Origin of the sequence: Vibrio sp. 14G-20, assembly GCF_026241515.1 — a bacterium.
Taxonomy (GTDB): domain Bacteria; phylum Pseudomonadota; class Gammaproteobacteria; order Enterobacterales; family Vibrionaceae; genus Vibrio.
Genome location: NZ_JAPHPW010000017.1, coordinates 53965 through 70958, shown reverse-complemented (window position 1 = coordinate 70958; position 16994 = coordinate 53965). Strand labels below are relative to the sequence as shown.

At 45.0% G+C, this 16994-nt stretch carries 18 protein-coding genes; 3 read left to right on the top strand and 15 right to left on the bottom strand.

The features are described from left to right. Window position 1 precedes the first annotated feature (1 nt). The 13 genes from OQJ75_RS15615 to OQJ75_RS15555 all read right to left on the bottom strand — a co-directional run bounded on the left by OQJ75_RS15615 (window position 2) and on the right by OQJ75_RS15555 (window position 12156). Window positions 2-625 (bottom strand): DUF3261 domain-containing protein, encoded by a 624-nt coding sequence (locus OQJ75_RS15615; protein WP_265970935.1) that lies wholly within the window; start codon window positions 623-625, stop codon window positions 2-4. Further along, window positions 622-2994, bottom strand: a complete 2373-nt coding sequence (locus OQJ75_RS15610; RefSeq protein WP_265970936.1) for an MMPL family transporter — start codon at window positions 2992-2994, stop codon at window positions 622-624. The genes OQJ75_RS15615 and OQJ75_RS15610 overlap by 4 nt, the downstream gene beginning before the upstream one ends. Next, the gene (locus OQJ75_RS15605; RefSeq protein WP_265970937.1) at window positions 2966-3664 is read right to left on the bottom strand and encodes a LolA family protein; all 699 of its coding nucleotides are present in this window, start codon (window positions 3662-3664) and stop codon (window positions 2966-2968) included. The genes OQJ75_RS15610 and OQJ75_RS15605 overlap by 29 nt, the downstream gene beginning before the upstream one ends. Further along, window positions 3651-4181, bottom strand: a complete 531-nt coding sequence (locus OQJ75_RS15600; protein ID WP_237290795.1) for an acyl-CoA thioesterase — start codon at window positions 4179-4181, stop codon at window positions 3651-3653. Before OQJ75_RS15600 ends, OQJ75_RS15605 begins: the two co-directional genes overlap by 14 nt. A 56-nt stretch (window positions 4182-4237) precedes the next feature. Then, window positions 4238-5785 carry an HAL/PAL/TAL family ammonia-lyase gene (locus OQJ75_RS15595; RefSeq protein WP_135455401.1) on the bottom strand — a complete coding sequence of 516 codons (1548 nt, stop codon included), beginning with the start codon at window positions 5783-5785 and terminating at the stop codon, window positions 4238-4240. Continuing rightward, on the bottom strand, window positions 5763-7631 hold the full coding sequence (locus tag OQJ75_RS15590) for a glycosyltransferase family 2 protein (RefSeq protein ID WP_265970938.1): 1869 nt from the start codon (window positions 7629-7631) through the stop codon (window positions 5763-5765). Before OQJ75_RS15590 ends, OQJ75_RS15595 begins: the two co-directional genes overlap by 23 nt. Then, the gene (locus OQJ75_RS15585) at window positions 7624-7986 is read right to left on the bottom strand and encodes a 3-hydroxyacyl-ACP dehydratase (RefSeq protein WP_102514069.1); all 363 of its coding nucleotides are present in this window, start codon (window positions 7984-7986) and stop codon (window positions 7624-7626) included. The genes OQJ75_RS15590 and OQJ75_RS15585 overlap by 8 nt, the downstream gene beginning before the upstream one ends. Before the next feature lie 89 nt (window positions 7987-8075). Continuing rightward, the gene (locus OQJ75_RS15580; protein WP_265970939.1) at window positions 8076-9464 is read right to left on the bottom strand and encodes an AMP-binding protein; all 1389 of its coding nucleotides are present in this window, start codon (window positions 9462-9464) and stop codon (window positions 8076-8078) included. A 6-nt stretch (window positions 9465-9470) separates the two neighbouring features. Next, entirely contained in the window at window positions 9471-10028 is a 558-nt protein-coding gene (locus tag OQJ75_RS15575) for a septation protein IspZ (RefSeq protein ID WP_265970940.1), read from the bottom strand. Then, window positions 10028-10285, bottom strand: a complete 258-nt coding sequence (locus tag OQJ75_RS15570) for an acyl carrier protein (protein ID WP_265970941.1) — start codon at window positions 10283-10285, stop codon at window positions 10028-10030. The genes OQJ75_RS15575 and OQJ75_RS15570 overlap by 1 nt, the downstream gene beginning before the upstream one ends. 10 nt (window positions 10286-10295) lie before the next feature. Then, a complete protein-coding gene (locus OQJ75_RS15565) occupies window positions 10296-10556 on the bottom strand; it encodes a phosphopantetheine-binding protein (RefSeq protein ID WP_004736154.1) in 261 nt (86 codons plus the stop codon). Between the two features lie 104 nt (window positions 10557-10660). Further along, the gene (locus OQJ75_RS15560) at window positions 10661-11431 is read right to left on the bottom strand and encodes a lysophospholipid acyltransferase family protein (protein ID WP_265970942.1); all 771 of its coding nucleotides are present in this window, start codon (window positions 11429-11431) and stop codon (window positions 10661-10663) included. Beyond that, entirely contained in the window at window positions 11428-12156 is a 729-nt protein-coding gene (locus tag OQJ75_RS15555; RefSeq protein WP_265970967.1) for a beta-ketoacyl synthase chain length factor, read from the bottom strand. The genes OQJ75_RS15560 and OQJ75_RS15555 overlap by 4 nt, the downstream gene beginning before the upstream one ends. Before the next feature lie 93 nt (window positions 12157-12249). On the opposite strand from OQJ75_RS15555, the gene OQJ75_RS15550 reads away from it, so the two are divergent. Genes OQJ75_RS15550 through OQJ75_RS15540 form a run of 3 tightly spaced genes read left to right on the top strand, consistent with a single transcriptional unit; the run spans window position 12250 to window position 15008 of the window. Next, window positions 12250-12639, top strand: a complete 390-nt coding sequence (locus OQJ75_RS15550) for a hypothetical protein (RefSeq protein WP_017106337.1) — start codon at window positions 12250-12252, stop codon at window positions 12637-12639. A gap of 29 nt (window positions 12640-12668) precedes the next feature. Continuing rightward, on the top strand, window positions 12669-13742 hold the full coding sequence (locus OQJ75_RS15545) for a methyltransferase (protein WP_265970943.1): 1074 nt from the start codon (window positions 12669-12671) through the stop codon (window positions 13740-13742). Between the two features lie 24 nt (window positions 13743-13766). Then, the gene (locus OQJ75_RS15540) at window positions 13767-15008 is read left to right on the top strand and encodes an NAD(P)/FAD-dependent oxidoreductase (protein WP_265970944.1); all 1242 of its coding nucleotides are present in this window, start codon (window positions 13767-13769) and stop codon (window positions 15006-15008) included. A gap of 142 nt (window positions 15009-15150) precedes the next feature. On the opposite strand, the gene OQJ75_RS15535 is transcribed toward OQJ75_RS15540, so the two are convergent. Both OQJ75_RS15535 and OQJ75_RS15530 read right to left on the bottom strand, forming a co-directional pair. Continuing rightward, complete coding sequence (locus OQJ75_RS15535) at window positions 15151-15657, bottom strand: Fe3+-citrate ABC transporter substrate-binding protein (protein ID WP_248374257.1); 507 nt, start codon at window positions 15655-15657, stop codon at window positions 15151-15153. A gap of 139 nt (window positions 15658-15796) precedes the next feature. Next, entirely contained in the window at window positions 15797-16930 is a 1134-nt protein-coding gene (locus OQJ75_RS15530; protein WP_265970945.1) for a flagellar assembly protein FlgT, read from the bottom strand. Window positions 16931-16994: the final 64 nt, after the last annotated feature.

Genomic DNA, 16994 nt, shown 5'->3' with positions numbered 1-16994 from the left:
TTCAGCTCTTACTTGGGTTGTCGACAATCGTTGAGTTTAACGTTTGTATAGTGATGGTATAGCCTTGGGTTAAATGCGTGAAAACAATATCGCCGCGAGTTTTGTCGGCTCCGGAATCCGCTTGGTAATCAATTCGAATGATTGCCTGTTGGTTATCGTCAAACACTGTACGGCTGTTTTTTGTGTCGACCAAGTGCCAGCCGATACTTTCTAAAGGTTGAGTCCACGCTTCAACTGGCCATAGGGTCAGCATTAAATTAAATAGCACCTGTTCGGGTTGCGGCAGGGTCGCCCCAAGGCCAGATAAAACCTGTGTATCAATCACTTGGTTTTGGTACTGCAGTGACAAAATTCGAGTACCCCAAGATGAAAAACCAGCTAACACCACTTTATCTGGTGTCACTTCAACTTGGACAGGAAGTTGTTGAGTCTCGTTTTGCCAGGTCGCGTTAATCAACTGGCTCGCCGTAAATGAGTATCCAAGCTCAGAAGGCAAAGGTAAGGCTAATTCGGTGTCATTATCGATAGACATACTTGCGCCAGTCGGCTGCTGAGAAACCATTGAACAGGCACTGAGTAGTAAACCCAATACAACGCCCAGCGTTATCTGTATTGTATTTTTCATCTAAAAGCCTCATGAGGTTTTGGTTTTCTTGCGGCTTTCTCTGTATTGATTGCGAGTGGAGAAAGCAACCACGCCACAAAAATACCCGTTAAGACGGTAACACCGAAGCTATGAATGGCATGAGTCTGACTTAGTGACAATAAACCAAATGAAAGCAACGTCGTGAGGCCAGACAAGGTAATGGCTAACAAGGTGCTCAGTGATTTCTTCTGCTCAGCAAAGAAAAGGGTGTAGTCGATGCCAATCCCTAGAATCAGAATCAGACCCAATAAGTTAAATAGGTTTAAGGTCGAACCTAAAACGCCGGTGATCGCTAGCCCTGCGATTCCCGCAATCAAAGACGGCAACAGCATCAACAGGCTCTGTTTTACGCCATAACGCCAACCTAAAACCATTCCAATGGCTGCCAATGCTATTAATAATAGTTCGGTGATCTTGACTCTGTATTCAGCAAAAAGCGACGAAATTTCATCGGCCTTATTGAGGAACTTAACATCTTGATGCTGAGCAAAATCTGAACCAAGCCATTGAGAGAACAGCTCTGAGTCAGTGACATCTTTGATTAAAATAACAGACGAAGCTTGTCCATCTATCGGCCTCAACCAAAGAGGACGAATGGGTTCTGATACTGGTGATGCTAAAAACCCATCAACTGTTATTGGTTCATAGTTAGGAAGCTCAGGGAAACTCGACCAACCTAATGTGGTTTGTAATGTTGAGTTCTGATTAGCGTAGAGCTGTTTCACCAGCCGATAGTTTTCATTTTGCTCGTGCTCACTTGGCAGGTGTTGATTGACGCTGCGATATCCTGAGATGCCTCGCTTCTCGATCAATGAATCTAATTCAGAGGTGATCAATGCCAATTTTTTCAGTAATGCTTGATTACTTTTCGCAGTCACCAACAGCATATTTTGACCACTGCCTAATCCTGAAATCTCAGTGATGGCTTGCTCTTGCTGTTTGAGTTGCTCTGGCATTGCCTGAAGTTGGCGTATATCGTCGTCGTAACGAATTTGACTGAGTGACATTAGGCTAACGACAGTCACCGTTAACGGTAAGCCTATTCTGAATTTTGGCTTGCTCCATACACTCAACCAACTATGCCAAAGCTTCGCTAGGGGAAGTGGGCGTTCCTGACTTGGTTTCGCCGCTAAAACGGGGTACCAACACACTACACTGGCGTAAGCTGCAATGAGTCCAATTGACGAGAACAAAGCAAGTTGTTGTAAGCCTGGGAAAGGTGCAACAAGTAAGCCTAGATAGCCAATCAAGCTAGTAATAAGCCCTAAACTGATCGCAATAAGGATATGCTGCAACCCTTTTTTACTTTGCCATTTACTTCCTGCCGCTAAGCGATCGGTAAGGAAGTGAAAAGAGTAATCGATTGATACGCCGATCAAACTGGCGCCGAACACTAAGCTGAACAAGTGAATTTTGCCGAAGATAGCGACGGTGCTCGCGAGTGCAACCAGTAATCCAGTACTGATTGAAAGTAGTGATAAAGCAAGTGGTAGGGCGCTACGAAATGTCAGCCACACCAACAGAATAACGCCAGCTAACGATCCTAAACCAATGGTGCTGATCTCAGATTTTGCACTTTGAGTGCCGTAATTAGCGTAGAAAACCACGCCAGTATGCTGAACTTTGACGTCAAATTGCTTCTCTATGTCTCGCTCTAAAGCGTCAAGTGCCGGAAGTTGCTCTTGAATAGCCAAGTTATAGGGTGAGCCAGCCAAGGTTGCGGTAACCAAAATGTGTGACTGAGCTTGCGATTGCGCCGTTAGGTAGCCCTCTTTAAGGCTAAAGTTACTCGAACGAGTACCAACGGCGCTGATGTAGTCTCGAAATAACAAAAAAGGATCGAGTGTCAGTTCGGCTGCAGTGACGCCTGAAAATGGATTGTATAACGACTGAATTACATGTTGAGCGCGAGATTCGGGCGAGTGTACCAGTGTTTCTTTTTGCTGAACGGTCAACAGTTGAGCCCGATGACGAAAATAGAAATCGCTCCATTGGCTTTGAGTGCTGGCGTTGATTTTGCCTTGCACGTGCTTAAAAAGAGTTGGCTGACTGGAGAACGCTCTTTGGTTGAGGGCTTTTTCAAAAGCATTAGTGGCAGCGGTGGCATGTTCGATATCAGAGCCACTTATTATGAAGACGACTTGCTCACTCATCGAGTTGGAAATTTGTTGAAAGGCTTGTTCTACCATAGGATCTTGCTGGTTTTCTGGCAGCAATTTCATAATGTTGCTTTCAATCGGTACTGAAGAAGAAAAAGCGAACTGTTTGATTAACAGTCCGCTAAATAGCACCACGATAACAAGCCAAATAAGGGCAAGGCTAGAGTTGGAATTGTTGCGCTTCAGCATCTGATAATACTTCCGGTTGATGGCTTAGCTGGCTAAATTCGATCACTGTGCTGTCTCCACGAATCTCTTTCAGCTCAATGCGTTCAATATCGTTGTTACCTTGTAGTGTGATGGCTTCAAATACCGCATTCATTGGCGCACTTTTGGGCTTTAGAGTGAGCGTCCATGACGTACCCTCTGTGCTTTCATTTGCACTTTCATCTGAGCTTTGCTCAGTCGCGGGTTCAAATGACAGTGAGAACTGCTCTTGGAGTTTTTGAGTATCACCGTGGAACACCGATAGGAATATATGGCTGAAATAAAACGCCATTGGGTTTTCTTGGTCGGTGATGATCTTAGCTGGTTGATCAGCAAACCTTTGGCTCAGTTTGTTGTCGGTTAGCACCAAGCTCACAGGGAAGGGTGTCGCTTGTGTCCAAAGTAAACCATTCGATTTGTCTAACAGGAAAGCACCTTGTGATGTTAAAGGCTGAGCGAACATTTCCATATTGCGTGTTTGAGTAAACTCTCCACGCACGATGTTGTTTGCACTTAATACTGTTTGAAGATCTGAAATAGAGCCAACCGTAGCTGTACTTTCATTAGCAATAACAAAGCTACTCGCCATCACAGAGGCAAGCCCTAGTAGTGCGATGCTGATTTGCTTACGTCCGTGTTTAAACAGACTCATGTTTCACCTGCTGCTGTGTGTTAGTTGCTTGAGATTGATCGGATAGCGGATTATTTGATTGAGTGGTGTTTGATTGTGGCAAACAGCCAAATTGGTGCCAATGATCGATTTTATCGGTAAATATTTTCGGCGAAGCAAAACACATTTCTTGTTCTTCAATGGTCACCGCAACCTGCATGGTATGAGCTCGCGTCATACGAGCTCCAGTGTTGGCATCGTGAATTTCGTAGTCAACACGCAAGCGATTTTCCCACTCGGTCAGCTTAGCTGATACCTTGATCTGATGATTAAAAGGGATCGCTTTAATGTACTTTACGCGCGTGTCGATGATTGGCCACATGTAGCCGGAATCCTTCATCTCATGATAGTTGTACTCAATCTTATCCATCATGATGCGCCTTACTTCTTCAAAAAACCGGAAGTAGTTGCCGTGATAGATCACGCCCATCGGGTCGGCATCTTGGAATGAGGTAACTAGAGTGACCTCAGATTGTAATGGATGAAGGATTTCAGACATAAATCGCTCTCAACAATATTGCGTAAAGGGTTGGCTACTTTATGAGGTTAGCTACTCTATGAGTAAAGTGACCAGTGCTGACTTTGAATACGAGCAATGAAGTGGCGTAGATCGCCTTCAAGCGGTCGATCTTCAACAATAAACTCAAACTCTTTGAGTACTTCGTCGCGAATGTGCTTTAGGTTTTCACTCATGTGGTGCTCATCAAGCTCATTGTGACGTTTACGAAGTTCAAGTGCTTGTGTACCCGCCAGAAGTGATGCTGCTGCCACTTGTTCCGTTAGCTCTAGAACGCGTAAACAATCACGAGCAGCAATGGTACCCATGCTGACTTTATCTTGGTTGTGACATTCAGTAGAACGAGAGAACACGCTCGCTGGCATGGTGTGTTTCAGTGCTTCTGCCGTCCAAGCTGAAACACCGATCTGTACTGCCTTGAAGCCGTGGTTGATTGGCTTACGTTCGCCTTCTGCGCCTGTTAGGTTAAATGGCAGTCCGTTGTTGAACTTGTAATCCATCAACTGTGCCATTTGGCGATCAAGCAGATCCGCAAGGTTGGCTACTGCTGTTTTTAACGTATCCATCGCCATGGCAATATGGCCGCCGTAGAAGTGTCCACCATGCAGTACGCGTTCATTATCACCATCGATAATTGGGTTATCGTTGGCGCTATTTAGCTCATTCTCAATCATTTGGCGAAGCCAAGGCAGAGAGTCTTGAACGACACCGATAACATGTGGAGCACAACGCAATGAGTAACGATCTTGCAGTCGGTCACTGTTGCGAGGTGGGCGTTCTGCTTGAAGGTCGTCGCGTAACCACGCTGCAATTTGTTGTTGACCAGGGTGAGGCTTCACTGCAAACAGCGCTTCATCGAAGTGGAAGTCATTACCTTGCATACCCACAGACACCATTGCCGTGATCTTAGTCGACAGTTGAGTTAGGTATTCAGCGCGTTTGTAGGCGATACAGGCTAAGGCTGTCATCACTGACGTGCCATTCATCAACGCTAGGCCTTCTTTGGGCTTAAGCTTGATAGGGTTAATGCCTAGTTCTTTGTAGACATCACTGGTTGGGCGAACTTCGCCTTTATAGATAACATCGCGCTCGCCAATTAGCGTTGCTGCCAAATAAGACAAAGGCGTTAGATCGCCACTGGCGCCGACAGAGCCTTCTTGAGGAATACGCGGTGAGATATCTTGGTTGATCAGGGTAACGATTTGGTTGAGCAGATCGTGAGTCACACCAGACACACCTTGTGACAACGAACAAAGACGCGTTGCTAACACTGCGCGCGCTTGCTCGTGAGACAAAATTTCGCCTAAACCACAGCCGTGAAAACGCGTTAGATGCAGAGGTAATTCATCGACAAGGTTCGGCGGGATCGCAACGGTACATGAGTCACCGTAACCCGTTGTTACGCCATAGATTACGCCTTCTTCTTTTAGAAGGCGTTCTAAGAAAGCAACACCGCGGTCGATTTTTGATGTGAACTCGTCACTTGAGTTCATCGAGGCTTTTGCGCCTTGTGAGATAGCGACAACGTCCTCGATAGTGAGGCGTTCGGCACCAAAAGTGATGCTATTTGGATTCTTTTTCGTCATGGTGCTGGTTGCTCAATGTCCAAAAGTTAAAAAAGTTGTACCACTGAAGCGGTGCTTTCAGTGTGTAGTGCTCAAGTCGATTTGCGTATTTTTGCACGACTTGCTGTAAAGATTGTTCGCGAGTCTTTCTGGGTAGTTCTATCTTGTCGCTAAAATGCTCGAAATAGACATTAAAATGCGGCTTAGATTGTGAGTCATCACGTAGCCCAAATAATAGAAATACTGGCGCTTTGAGAACAGAGGCTAACATAAATGGCCCTTGAGGGAAGGGCGCTTCCTTACCCAAGAACTCAGCCCATACTGAACGGCTCTCTTTGCTGGTGGAGGTTCTATCGCCAACAATCACAATCCACTCACCTTGTTCCAGTTTCTGTTGCAACAAGATAGCAGTATCAGGCCCCATTGAAGTTACCTGAATCAGGTTTAAATCAGACTGCGGGTTGACCGCTTTCATCACCGAATTAAAACGCTCAGCGTGCTCGGTAAAAACCAATGCATTGATTTTGATGTTCGAGTGTCTGCGACCCAAAGCTCGACACAGTTCGATGTTGCCAAGATGAGAACCTAGGATTAGCACACCTTGCTTATTTGCCACCATGCTCTCAAATTGTTCTTGACCATGAATACTCAGGTTATCGACCGAAAAATCCCCTTTCCATGCAGCCAACTTGTCTAGCATGGTATGGCCAAACGAGAGCAGATGGTTATAACTGGTTAATTCAGCGGGTAACTCAATATTCTGTTGTTCAGCGTATGCCTTAAGCTGAAATAGGTACTGTTCTGAGGCGTTTCGTGCACGTTTGCCCGTTAGGTGGTAGTAACGCATCACGCCGCGTAAAATCAGATTAAATACGCCTCGGCCTAACAAGGTATAAACGGCCAATAACAGTTTGATTCCCAGCACAGTGCCGCGTTCTTGAGTACGCGACCAATGGGGTTGTTCTGGACCTATTTGTTCGGAATTTACTTGTCTTGAATCTGCCGAGGAACCTTGGCTATTTTCAGCTGGCAAACTTTTAGCTGCAGATAAACTCTCGGCAGCAGATAAGCTCTCGGCGGAATCCGATTTGAAATGACGAGCAATCAATTTTGGTGATCTCGGCAGCATGCCGAAGAACAGTCTTGTGTGCATCCAACTGATTTTTACGTTGTCCCACAGTGCATCGAAATGAGAGATACCATTTTCTGGGTAGATAACACGCGTTTCAACGAAGTCGATATCGCAGCCTTCCCAATACAGGCGAACCAGAATCTCGATATCAAAGTCCATTCTCGAACCGACATCGTATTTATTCAGTACGGTTTGCGTCTTATCGATTGGATACGCTCTAAAGCCACACATGCTGTCTTTAATCGATAGAGAGAGGGTTTCTATCCATACCCAAATGTGTGTCGCGTAGCGTCCGTAGAGCCTTGCTTTAGGCACGCTCTCGTCATAAACAGGCTGACCTGATATCAAGCGCTGAGGTTTGTCTTGCGAAGCTTGGATTAACGCGGGTAGGGCGTCTAGGTCATGCTGTCCGTCAGCATCAATCTGAATAGCGTGGCTAAAGCCGAGCTCTTGTGCTCGTTTGATGCCAGCCTTTACTGCGCCCCCTTTGCCTTGGTTTTGCTCGAGCGTCACCAAAGTCACATTTGGGTTTTCGGCAAGGGGAGTCAGAAACTGTTTGGTCGCGAGTTCACTGCCATCATCAACAATAATAATCGGAAGTTCGAAATTAAGAAGTGATGAGACCACCGAGGGCATGGTTGCACCGTGGTTAAAGCACGGGATTAGGAAGCAAGCTTTGTAGTTGCTTTCTTTTAGAGTTTGTTGAGAAACAGCCTCGATGGGAGCGCTATTCACTTTTCTCTCCCAGCTTCATTTTGCCTGAAGAGTGGGTCTGTTCACCGTTGTTTGAGGTGTAACTAAAGCTCAGTTTGTCTTTGTCAGCGTCCCACTTTAATGACAACTGAATAGTCGAGTCTGGCAGGATCGGTTCTTGGAATTTGATGACTTCCATGCCTTTAAAAAAACCAGGGACACTCAGTTCTTGGACTGCGTAGTGAAGTGCCCAATCAATCTGTGTAACACCCGGAAGAATAGGGAAGCTCTTGAAATGCCCCTTAAAATCGGTGATGTCTCCAGTAATATGGAGTGTCAGGGTCGATTCTTTCTCTGCAGTGTCAACAGCAATGACGTTTGGTTTTCTCTTATCCATAGCGTGTGCTTAGAATCCTTGGGCTGAAAATAGGTGTTCTGACAAAAATATAAAAAGATAACCTCAGTGTAAAATACGATCAGCGGTTTCTATGATTTTATTAGCTGTTCGATATGAGAGGTTAGTCGCTTACCTTGGCTGTTGAGTGGAATCTCATCAACAATGCGATATTTTCTTGGGATAGCGATCGGTTCTAACCATTTTCTAAGTTCTGAACGCAACATCAACCAGAACTTACCTTTACTCATGGTGGTGAGAGTTGCTTGGCCATCCTCTGATAATACCAAAACCGACGCCAAGATTAAGCGCTCCGGTTCTTCAAATGGAATGACGACACATTCGCTTATCCAAGGCAGTTGCTCAAGTCGCTTTTCGACTTCAACCAGTGATACTCGTTTTTCTTCTATCTTGATCACTCGGTCGGTTCGGCCTTTCAATATAAACTGATTCTCCGAGACCATTTCGCACTCGTCTGCGGTTTGATACCAGTTATTGTTATCGATGTAGGGCGACAATAACTTAATGCAATTCTCACTGTTGAGACTTGCCTCAATACAGTCAAAAAGTTGCCAAGGTGTTTGAGCGCTTTCTTGCTGGCGAAATGCGATGCCACCAGTTTCTGTGCTGCCAAAAACCTCGATGGGAAAATGTCCTAACAAGTTAAGTGCTTGGTGAGCCGATTCGGTTGGTAAAGGGCCACCAGAAGAGAACACACCAGCTAGCTGTGCAGACTTTGTCTCGTGTTTTAATCGCTTGAGTAGCGCAGGGCTACTGATCAGCACGCTCTGTTTGTTAGCGTGAGATAGGATTTGTTCAGGGTACTCAAGATTGTGTCGAGCAAATGGAACACCAGAACAAAGTGGCCATAAAATTCGGAACAACAGACCATAGATATGTTGGTGTGAGACCGTACTGTGGACTCGGTTTCCCTTAAGTAAGTCGCCCCAGTTTTTATCTAGCTGAGCGATTTCAATATCTAGGTGCTCTAAGGTTTTGTCTATAGCTTTGGGTGTACCACTTGAACCTGAAGTAAACAGAGTTAATGGGATTGTTGCCAAATCAATGGTCGTAAGATCGTCGGTTAGAGGCTTTTGTACTTCGGTGCTTGAGCCCAATAAGGTTTGGATATTGCGAACGTCACTCACCTCAACTTCGCCAATCGAGTCATCAACTAGCAGGCAATCAAACTGTTCACTTAACTCAGCAAGCGCACAAGGCTGGTAGTTACCCGGTAAGATGATGTGTTTGTTGGCTACTGCACACGCCAAAAATGCTATGGAAAATAGGTAGCTATCTTGGGTACAAATCGCAACTCGTTGAAAAGGGGATGAAGATAAAAGGTGCACGAGTTGAGATAAGTCGTTGTTAAAGGTTTGCCACGTAATCTCTCTATTGTCGTCAAAGCAGACAATAGATTCAGGGGTTCTGTTTTGGCTGAGAAGCTCAGACAACGAGGTGTAAGATACGGTTTGGGTCATAACAATTTAACTCTGACGAATGCGCTGTCTTACTACCCACTCTCCTGCAAAGAGTAACCCGGCGAATAAATAGCTCAGTAAGCCATTGTAGAGGGTCCATATTTCAAGAGGTTGGAAGCAGGTGTAAAGGGCGATAGAGCCATTGATAACAAAGAACAGGCACCAAACTTTGGTGACTTTTCGTGTGTAATCAACGCCACTTTGCGGAAGTTCAGGCTCTTGAAGACGAGCAAGACGCTCGATAATCGTTTGAGGTTGCCATAGGCTTGAAGCGAATACAGCCAACATACAAACATTAACGATGACGGGATAATAGGTTAACCAGCCATGCTGCTTGAAGGTTAATCCTAGTGCCAGCAGAACAATTCCGGCACTTCCACTGATCCAAGCTAAGTGTTTTAGCTCTTTGATTTTAGCCTGACCGCCAGTAAAAATACGGACAGCAAAGATAGCGGCCAAGGCGATACCAACGGTTTGTAGGCCAAACTTGTTGAGTCCAAAGTAAACCGCTATTGGATAAGTGAAAAGTATGATTGCCGACAGTAAAGTCAGCAGAGGACGCATTATGCGTCCTTCAATAGTTCAGCCACAGACTCCACAACGTCCTTAACGGTGCGTACTGCTTTGAACTCTTCAGGTTTGATCTTCTTACCTGTTACGTTCTGTAGGTGAACGACCAAATCAACAGCATCAATGCTGTCTAGGTCGAGATCAAGATAAAGGTGAGCTTCAGGAGTGATATCTTCAGCATCAAGCTCGAACAGCTCAATAAGCGCATCTTTAACCTGGTTGTATACTTCTTGGTGGTTAGCTTGTGTCATAAAGATCTGTCTAGTTGTTCGTTTGAGATGAGATGTAGTTCGCTAGATTTTCTACCGATGCAAAATGCTGGCGAGTGTTTGAATCGTCGGCATCGATAACAATGTTGTACTTTTTCTTGATAGCAAGGCCAAGCTCTAGCGCATCAATAGAATCTAATCCAAGTCCATCACCAAATAGTGGAGCTTCTGTTTCAATCTCATCAATGCTCATGTCTTCAAGGTTCAGTGCGTCGATGATCAGTTGTTTCAGTTCGTTGTGTAATGTTTCCACTTTGGCCTACTTAATGCTTTATCTAAATGCTGCTTTAAGGGGGCGATTCTACATTATGCGATGTATTTTCGAAATGCTGATATCGCCTGTTGTTTATTGATTGGCTAAATACTTTCTTCGGAAGGGAAAATAGTGTGTGCAAGATGATGATTAAGGCGTCTTGCTGCCGAAGTTAAGTTATTCGAATTTTCAATAAAGGGTGCGACTTCTATTTTACCTTTCACCGCGATATGAAAAAAGGGTTTCGTAGCAGGAACTTGATACCATTTTTTTTCTTTGGTTAAGAATGTCGGAGAAACCGTAATATGAATCACGCGTAAATCGGTTTGTGTTCGAGTGGCAATTTGTGCCGCCCCACGTTGTAAGGATGGTTCAATTCCGGGCGTTGTGCGAGTTCCTTCGGGAAAAACCAGCAGCACATTGCCACGTGAGAAACGTTCTTCGCAGCGCTCTAAAAGATCGTCAGGGGCTTGATTCGGTATATAACCCGCCGCTTTGACAATCCTTTTCATAAAAGGGTTTTCCCAAATAGCGGCCTTAACGAGGCAATCACATTGAGGAAGTTGAGAAGCGATCAGCACATAGTCGATCAAGCTAGGATGATTGGCGACGATGATGCAGTTACGATCTTCACGCAATAGATCCGCGCCATCAATTCTGTAATCAATAGCGCCAGTGAACTTCATGATTTGGCAAAAGGCGTTGAATGAGAAACGAATCAATCGCTGCGCTTTAAGCTCTCTTTTAATTGTATTGGGAGTAGTTAGCGCAATAGTCGGTAAGATTAAGAAGCTTAATACTAAGCCTCCTAGACCAAAGATGGAGAAGCAAAGCCCTGTCGCGAATACTCGCCAATATTGATCGACCTTACTCATTTTCGAGTTCCAGTTTTCACGTTGTTGACCCACGACCAAGCTTGGTGCTTGCCTGCAATCGTCCAACGTTGGGTATCCAAAAGGATATGTTGTAGCGTTTGAAGGCCTTGTGGCAACTCGGATACTGATTGACTTGTTTCTACTGCTCTATAAATAGAGTAGTCATCGCCCGCAGTGAGAATTAAGCCTAACGCGTAATCTGCGTAGTTTTGTGTCTCATATTCCTGGTAGAGTTCTGGCAGAGGTTGGTCGAAATCAATGACTAAAACACGGTGCGATGGATGCTGGTAGAGGTAAAGGTACGCCTCAATCAATGCATTATGGAAGGTGTCTTGTCCGGCCGCTATTGAGGTCAGTGGAATTGGTGCTTTCGCGGCAATCGTTGTGAGGCCAGCAGCCGTGTTGTGTACTGACTGCGAGAATGCCATTGGCGAGGCGTCATCACCTTCTAATATAGATTGAATTAAGATGGCGGTTCGGTGCAGTTCACCATGCCGACTGGCAAACACTAGGTAATCAATCGAGGTGTCTTTTAACAGAACCAATGCGGTTTGGACGGCAAGCTTGCTTTGTACACTCATTCGGCGGCGCATCATTGGCGGGATGGCTTTAAATTCAGCTGTACCATTGTCTGGCCAAGCTAAATTAGCGCTCCATGTTTGCCATTCGGCATTAGAATTGAGCCCCGCAGAATTTGCAGACCATTTCTCAATATTAAACGACATTAATTGGGATTGATTTGACATAGAGTATTGATTTGCTTTGGGTCTAACTAAATACTACGCGTGCTTATAAATAAACACAGATAAGGAATTTAAATGAAATTACTAAAAATAGCCGTTTCAATGTTATTCATATTCGTTCTTGCAGGGTGTGGACGTGTCCAACCTGTAATGAATGTTGAGGATACTCCAGTTGCACTTAATCTTCAAAGCAAACAGGTGAAATCAGCTATTTATGAGTCGGCTGAGAATCGAGGCTGGTTGGTTTCAGAAATAAAGCCTGGCTTGATCCGTGCGGAGCTGTATGTTCGTTCACACCATGCCGTGGTTGAAATTCCTTATAGTGACAAGTTTTACTCTATTCTTTACGTTGAATCAGAGAATTTGAAGTATGACGATGGTGAAATACACCGTAATTACAATCGTTGGGTTAATAACTTAAACGTTGATATTAAACGTAAGCTTGCAAAAATGGCTGCTGAGTAACCCTCTATTATTTTAAAGTTAGGTTTTTCGTGTCGGAATATAAATTAGATCCATTCAATGCATTAGAAGCAAAAACAGAAGCGCAAAAGTTGTCTTTCGCTCCTATTGTTTTTCATACTGCTCGTACACTTCGTGATTTAGGTATTTTAAAAGCCTTAGATGATGCGGGTAACGATGGTTTACCTGCAGATACGCTCTCTGAAATAACCGGTGTATCCGAGTACGGCGTGAAAGTTCTGCTCGATATGGCGTTAAGTGCTCATATTGTTACTTGGGACAAACCTAACTATAAAATGGCTAACCTTGGCTTCTACCTTTTGCACGATGGTATGACTAACGCAAACATGGATTTCACAGCCGATGTTTGCTACGCCGCGATGATGCATTTAACGGAAGCGATTGAAGAAGGTACACCTGCGGGCTTGAAAGAGCTGGGTGACTGGGAAACCATTTACCAAGGTTTGTCTCAATTGCCAGAAAAAGCAAAAGAGAGCTGGTTCAAGTTTGATCACTTCTATTCCGATCGTTCGTTCCCTGTTTTGCTTGAGAAAGTCTTCAGCAAGAAACCTAAATCGCTGGTGGATATTGGCGGTAACACCGGTAAGTGGGCAATGCAGTGCTGCAACCACGACCCAGATGTTGAGATAACGATTGTCGACTTGCCACAGCAACTAGAAATGGCAATGGCAAACGCGACACAACATGGTCATCAAGACCGAGTGACGCCATTCCCAGCCAACATGCTCGACAAACAACAAGCTTTGCCGACGGGTGCAGATGTGTGGTGGATGAGCCAGTTCCTTGATTGCTTCTCGCCAATGGAGATTCTGAGCATATTAAAGCGTGTTCGCTCTCATATGTCAGAAGAGGCGACGGTCTATATCCTTGAACTGTTTTGGGATGCACAGAAATACGATGCGGCTTCTTATAGCTTAAACGCGACTTCTCTTTACTTTACTTGCTTGGCCAACGGCAACAGCCGTTTTTATCGCAGTGAAGATTTCTTAGAGATCGTTGAAGAAGCAGGCTTTGAAGTGGTGACCCGTACCGACGATATCGGTCTTGGTCATACGCTTCTTGAACTGAAAGCTGGCGCGCAATAAAAATAACAAACATGGCTTAAATTAATGAAAAAACTGTCAACTCAAGTAGTGATCATCGGAGCTGGGCCATCAGGGTCTATTGCCGCGTCTTTGCTTCATAAAAAAGGCATCGATGTTCGAGTGATTGAAAAGAGCCTTTTCCCGCGCTTTTCTATTGGTGAAAGCCTACTGCCTGCTTGCATGGAAGTGATTGAACAAGCTGGGATGAGCGAAGCGGTGGCTGACGCTAACTTCCAATTTAAAGATGGTGCAGCCTTTCGTAAAAATGGTGTGTACACCGCGTTTAATTTTGAAGATAAGTTCTCTGCTGGGCCGGGAACCACGTTTCAAGTTCAACGAGGCGCCTTTGATAAGGTGTTAGCAGACACTGCCGAGGCGCAAGGTGTCGCTATTGATTACCAACATGAGTTGATGGGCATTAACTTCACTGAAGACAGCACCATTTTAGAGGTTCAAGTAGTTGATGGAGAACGCTATCAGCTAGAAGCTCAATATGTGCTGGATGGCAGTGGTTTTGGTCGAGTGTTACCGAAAATGCTTGATTTGGAAGAGCCGTCATCCCTTCCACCTCGTAAAGCCATTTTCACGCACATCAACGATCATATTACCGAGGTGGATACCGACCTTGAATATGATCGAAACAAAATTCTGATCTCGGTGCACCCGACCAATCCTGACGTTTGGTATTGGTTGATCCCGTTTAGTAACGGAGTGTCTTCGTTTGGTGTAGTCGGGGAGCCTAAGTTCTTTGAATCATACCCAGAGGATAAGATTGCCGCGATTAAGCAACTGGCAACGGAAGAGCCGGGTTTGGCTGAAATATTAGCGAATGCAGAGTATCCAAACCCTGCGGGTGAAATCGGTGGCTATTCTGCCAACGTAAAACACCTTGCAACAGACAAGTATGCACTATTGGGCAATGCCGGTGAGTTCCTTGATCCTGTGTTTTCATCAGGTGTGACAATTGCGATGAAGTCAGCTCAGTTTGCGGTTGAGTGCGTGGAAAAACAGCTCAATGGTGAGACGGTTGATTGGGTTCGTGATTATGCCGATCCATTGATGGTTGGCGTAAACACCTTTAGAACGTATGTCGAAGGGTGGTACTCAGGTACTTTGCAGGATGTGATTGTTTATCAAGATCCTAATCCGAAGATTAAGCAGATGGTGTGCTCAATTTTGGCTGGCTACGCATGGGATCAAACCAATCCTTATGTGAAAGAGTCAAAGCGTCGATTGACGACACTGGCAGAGATATGCCGAAGCTAGGTGGTCGATTTAGGGTGTAGCAACACACTAAAGCACCGTAATGACATAGCCTATAAATCAAAACAGCCGCAATGCGGCTGTTTTTGTATCTGGTAAATATGGGAAGCTGATTCTCAGCTAACTCGCTCTACTGAGGTTGATACTATTTCAGGTCGATGCTATTCAGTCGCCCCATAAAGATAAGCAGCTCAATCACATCTTTGTGAGCTTCAAGCAGTGCTCGTTTGGTTTGGCTATAAGCGGCAAGTCGGCCGTGCTTTCTGATGGAGCACACCTTAGTTTTGTATTTGTAGTCGCCGTTTTCTGAGAATACACGCCACTTAGCGATGTAGCATTCGTCGCGGTGTTCAGGATCACTCTGAGTTGGATTTGGCTTGAATACAATTTTAGGTTCTAGACTATGAGGCAGGCGCGTCATCAGATAGGGCTCTTTGAGGACTTTGGGCCAGAACTTACCCCAAAGCTGTCTGCCTAGCTCATCTCTTAACTTAATGGTTTTCTTCAGTGCTTTATCTTCACCCATACGAACAAAGCCGACAGACCTATGTAGTACTGTGTCTTCGGGTGTATGAATGTGGATCTTAAAAGCGGTTTTACCTTTCGAGATAAAGCGGTAACCGGTAGCACCAATTAGATTATTCTGGCTCATAGTTTGCTAAATGATGATTATGTTATTAATAAGGTTACGACAAATACGTTAAAACCGAAACTAATCATCATGAAAAAAATAAAGCCTTAACAAAAGTGCTAAGGCTTTATTAGAAACTCTGAGACGAGAGTGTCGGTAACTACATGATTTTCTGCATCACATCACCAATTTGAATGCTTCCTGCAAGGCTTGGTTGATCAATCGTCAGTTCCGCTTCGTTTTCATAAACGCGAGAAACCGTTAGGGTAATGTCGCTTTGAGAAACCTTATTTCGTGGCAAGCCGCGTTGGTCGATAAACGAACCTGTGTGCCACAGCTGCAGCTTGTCACCATGTTGAACACCATGCATTCGGCCCAAATCAATGGTCACAGTATTGCCGTAGACCGCAGCAACCTCTGGAAGGGTGATCTTACATGATACTTCTGATTCCAAGTCCAACATGATATTACGGCTGACGCGAAGCATCATGCTGCCGTAAGTGGATGCCCAGAAGCGCGCGCTGCGTGTATCGACTTCACTGGTCTTGGCAAATGGCCATTTTGCTACTTCACGGTAGCTACGATTGTAAACTTGGTGACCTGTTTTACCGTCAAACACTTGCATCTCTAGTGCAAACTGACGGTTGATAACGTCGTCTTTCAAAAGTTTAGATTCGATGGTCGCGGTTAAATCGGTAATGTCGCCGCCGATGATGTACTGCGCGCCTGTGTCTTGAGCGATCATCTTGATCACTTCAGGTCGACGCTTGTCGATGTCGTAGTTGGTTGTGCCGACAGACACAAAGCTGCGAGATTCTTGCGCAAGTTGCCTGTCAACCACGTGGCTGAAATCATCGCCGATGTTATAGATTCTTCCCATCACGGCTTGTTGAGGCGAGGTCACATCAATATTGCCGACCAAAAATGTCTTTTTGTATTGGCTCTCATGGCAAGCATTTGCCGAAGGGTAGATGTCTATCCTTGCGGTGATCATTAAATTGCCACCGCGTATTCTCTCTTTATCAACCAAGATGTAGCGAACTTCGTGGTTGGTAAACTGGAACTCTTTCTTGCTCGCATCCAGATAGGGCGTGAGGTTGGATATACTACCTATATCAGCGCCTGAAAACTGAACAGCTTTGTAAACCGCGTCTTCCAGGGCGTGGATCCTTGCGTTTTCTTCTGTCGATACGATGGCTGCGGTACCGGTAACTTCATACCAAGAGGCATGAGCACTGAAGCTTATGGTTATCAGTGAACTTATTGAAAATAAGTAAGAAATTATTTTTTTCATCTATTCGTTACCAGTTGGGTATAAATATTGCTTAACAAATAACTATAAGCTTGAAGCTGACTTA

Coding starts and splice junctions, on each gene's coding strand:
- OQJ75_RS15555 (WP_265970967.1), bottom strand. CDS start 12,156: ATGTCGTTTAATATTGAGAAATGGTCTGCAAATTCTGCGGGGCTCAAT.
- OQJ75_RS15530 (WP_265970945.1), bottom strand. CDS start 16,930: ATGAAAAAAATAATTTCTTACTTATTTTCAATAAGTTCACTGATAACC.
- OQJ75_RS15585 (WP_102514069.1), bottom strand. CDS start 7,986: ATGGATAAGAGAAAACCAAACGTCATTGCTGTTGACACTGCAGAGAAA.
- OQJ75_RS15560 (WP_265970942.1), bottom strand. CDS start 11,431: ATGAGTAAGGTCGATCAATATTGGCGAGTATTCGCGACAGGGCTTTGC.
- OQJ75_RS15610 (WP_265970936.1), bottom strand. CDS start 2,994: ATGCTGAAGCGCAACAATTCCAACTCTAGCCTTGCCCTTATTTGGCTT.
- OQJ75_RS15550 (WP_017106337.1), top strand. CDS start 12,250: ATGAAATTACTAAAAATAGCCGTTTCAATGTTATTCATATTCGTTCTT.
- OQJ75_RS15575 (WP_265970940.1), bottom strand. CDS start 10,028: ATGCGTCCTCTGCTGACTTTACTGTCGGCAATCATACTTTTCACTTAT.
- OQJ75_RS15615 (WP_265970935.1), bottom strand. CDS start 625: ATGAAAAATACAATACAGATAACGCTGGGCGTTGTATTGGGTTTACTA.
- OQJ75_RS15580 (WP_265970939.1), bottom strand. CDS start 9,464: ATGACCCAAACCGTATCTTACACCTCGTTGTCTGAGCTTCTCAGCCAA.
- OQJ75_RS15595 (WP_135455401.1), bottom strand. CDS start 5,785: ATGACGAAAAAGAATCCAAATAGCATCACTTTTGGTGCCGAACGCCTC.
- OQJ75_RS15600 (WP_237290795.1), bottom strand. CDS start 4,181: ATGTCTGAAATCCTTCATCCATTACAATCTGAGGTCACTCTAGTTACC.
- OQJ75_RS15535 (WP_248374257.1), bottom strand. CDS start 15,657: ATGAGCCAGAATAATCTAATTGGTGCTACCGGTTACCGCTTTATCTCG.
- OQJ75_RS15605 (WP_265970937.1), bottom strand. CDS start 3,664: ATGAGTCTGTTTAAACACGGACGTAAGCAAATCAGCATCGCACTACTA.
- OQJ75_RS15540 (WP_265970944.1), top strand. CDS start 13,767: ATGAAAAAACTGTCAACTCAAGTAGTGATCATCGGAGCTGGGCCATCA.
- OQJ75_RS15570 (WP_265970941.1), bottom strand. CDS start 10,285: ATGACACAAGCTAACCACCAAGAAGTATACAACCAGGTTAAAGATGCG.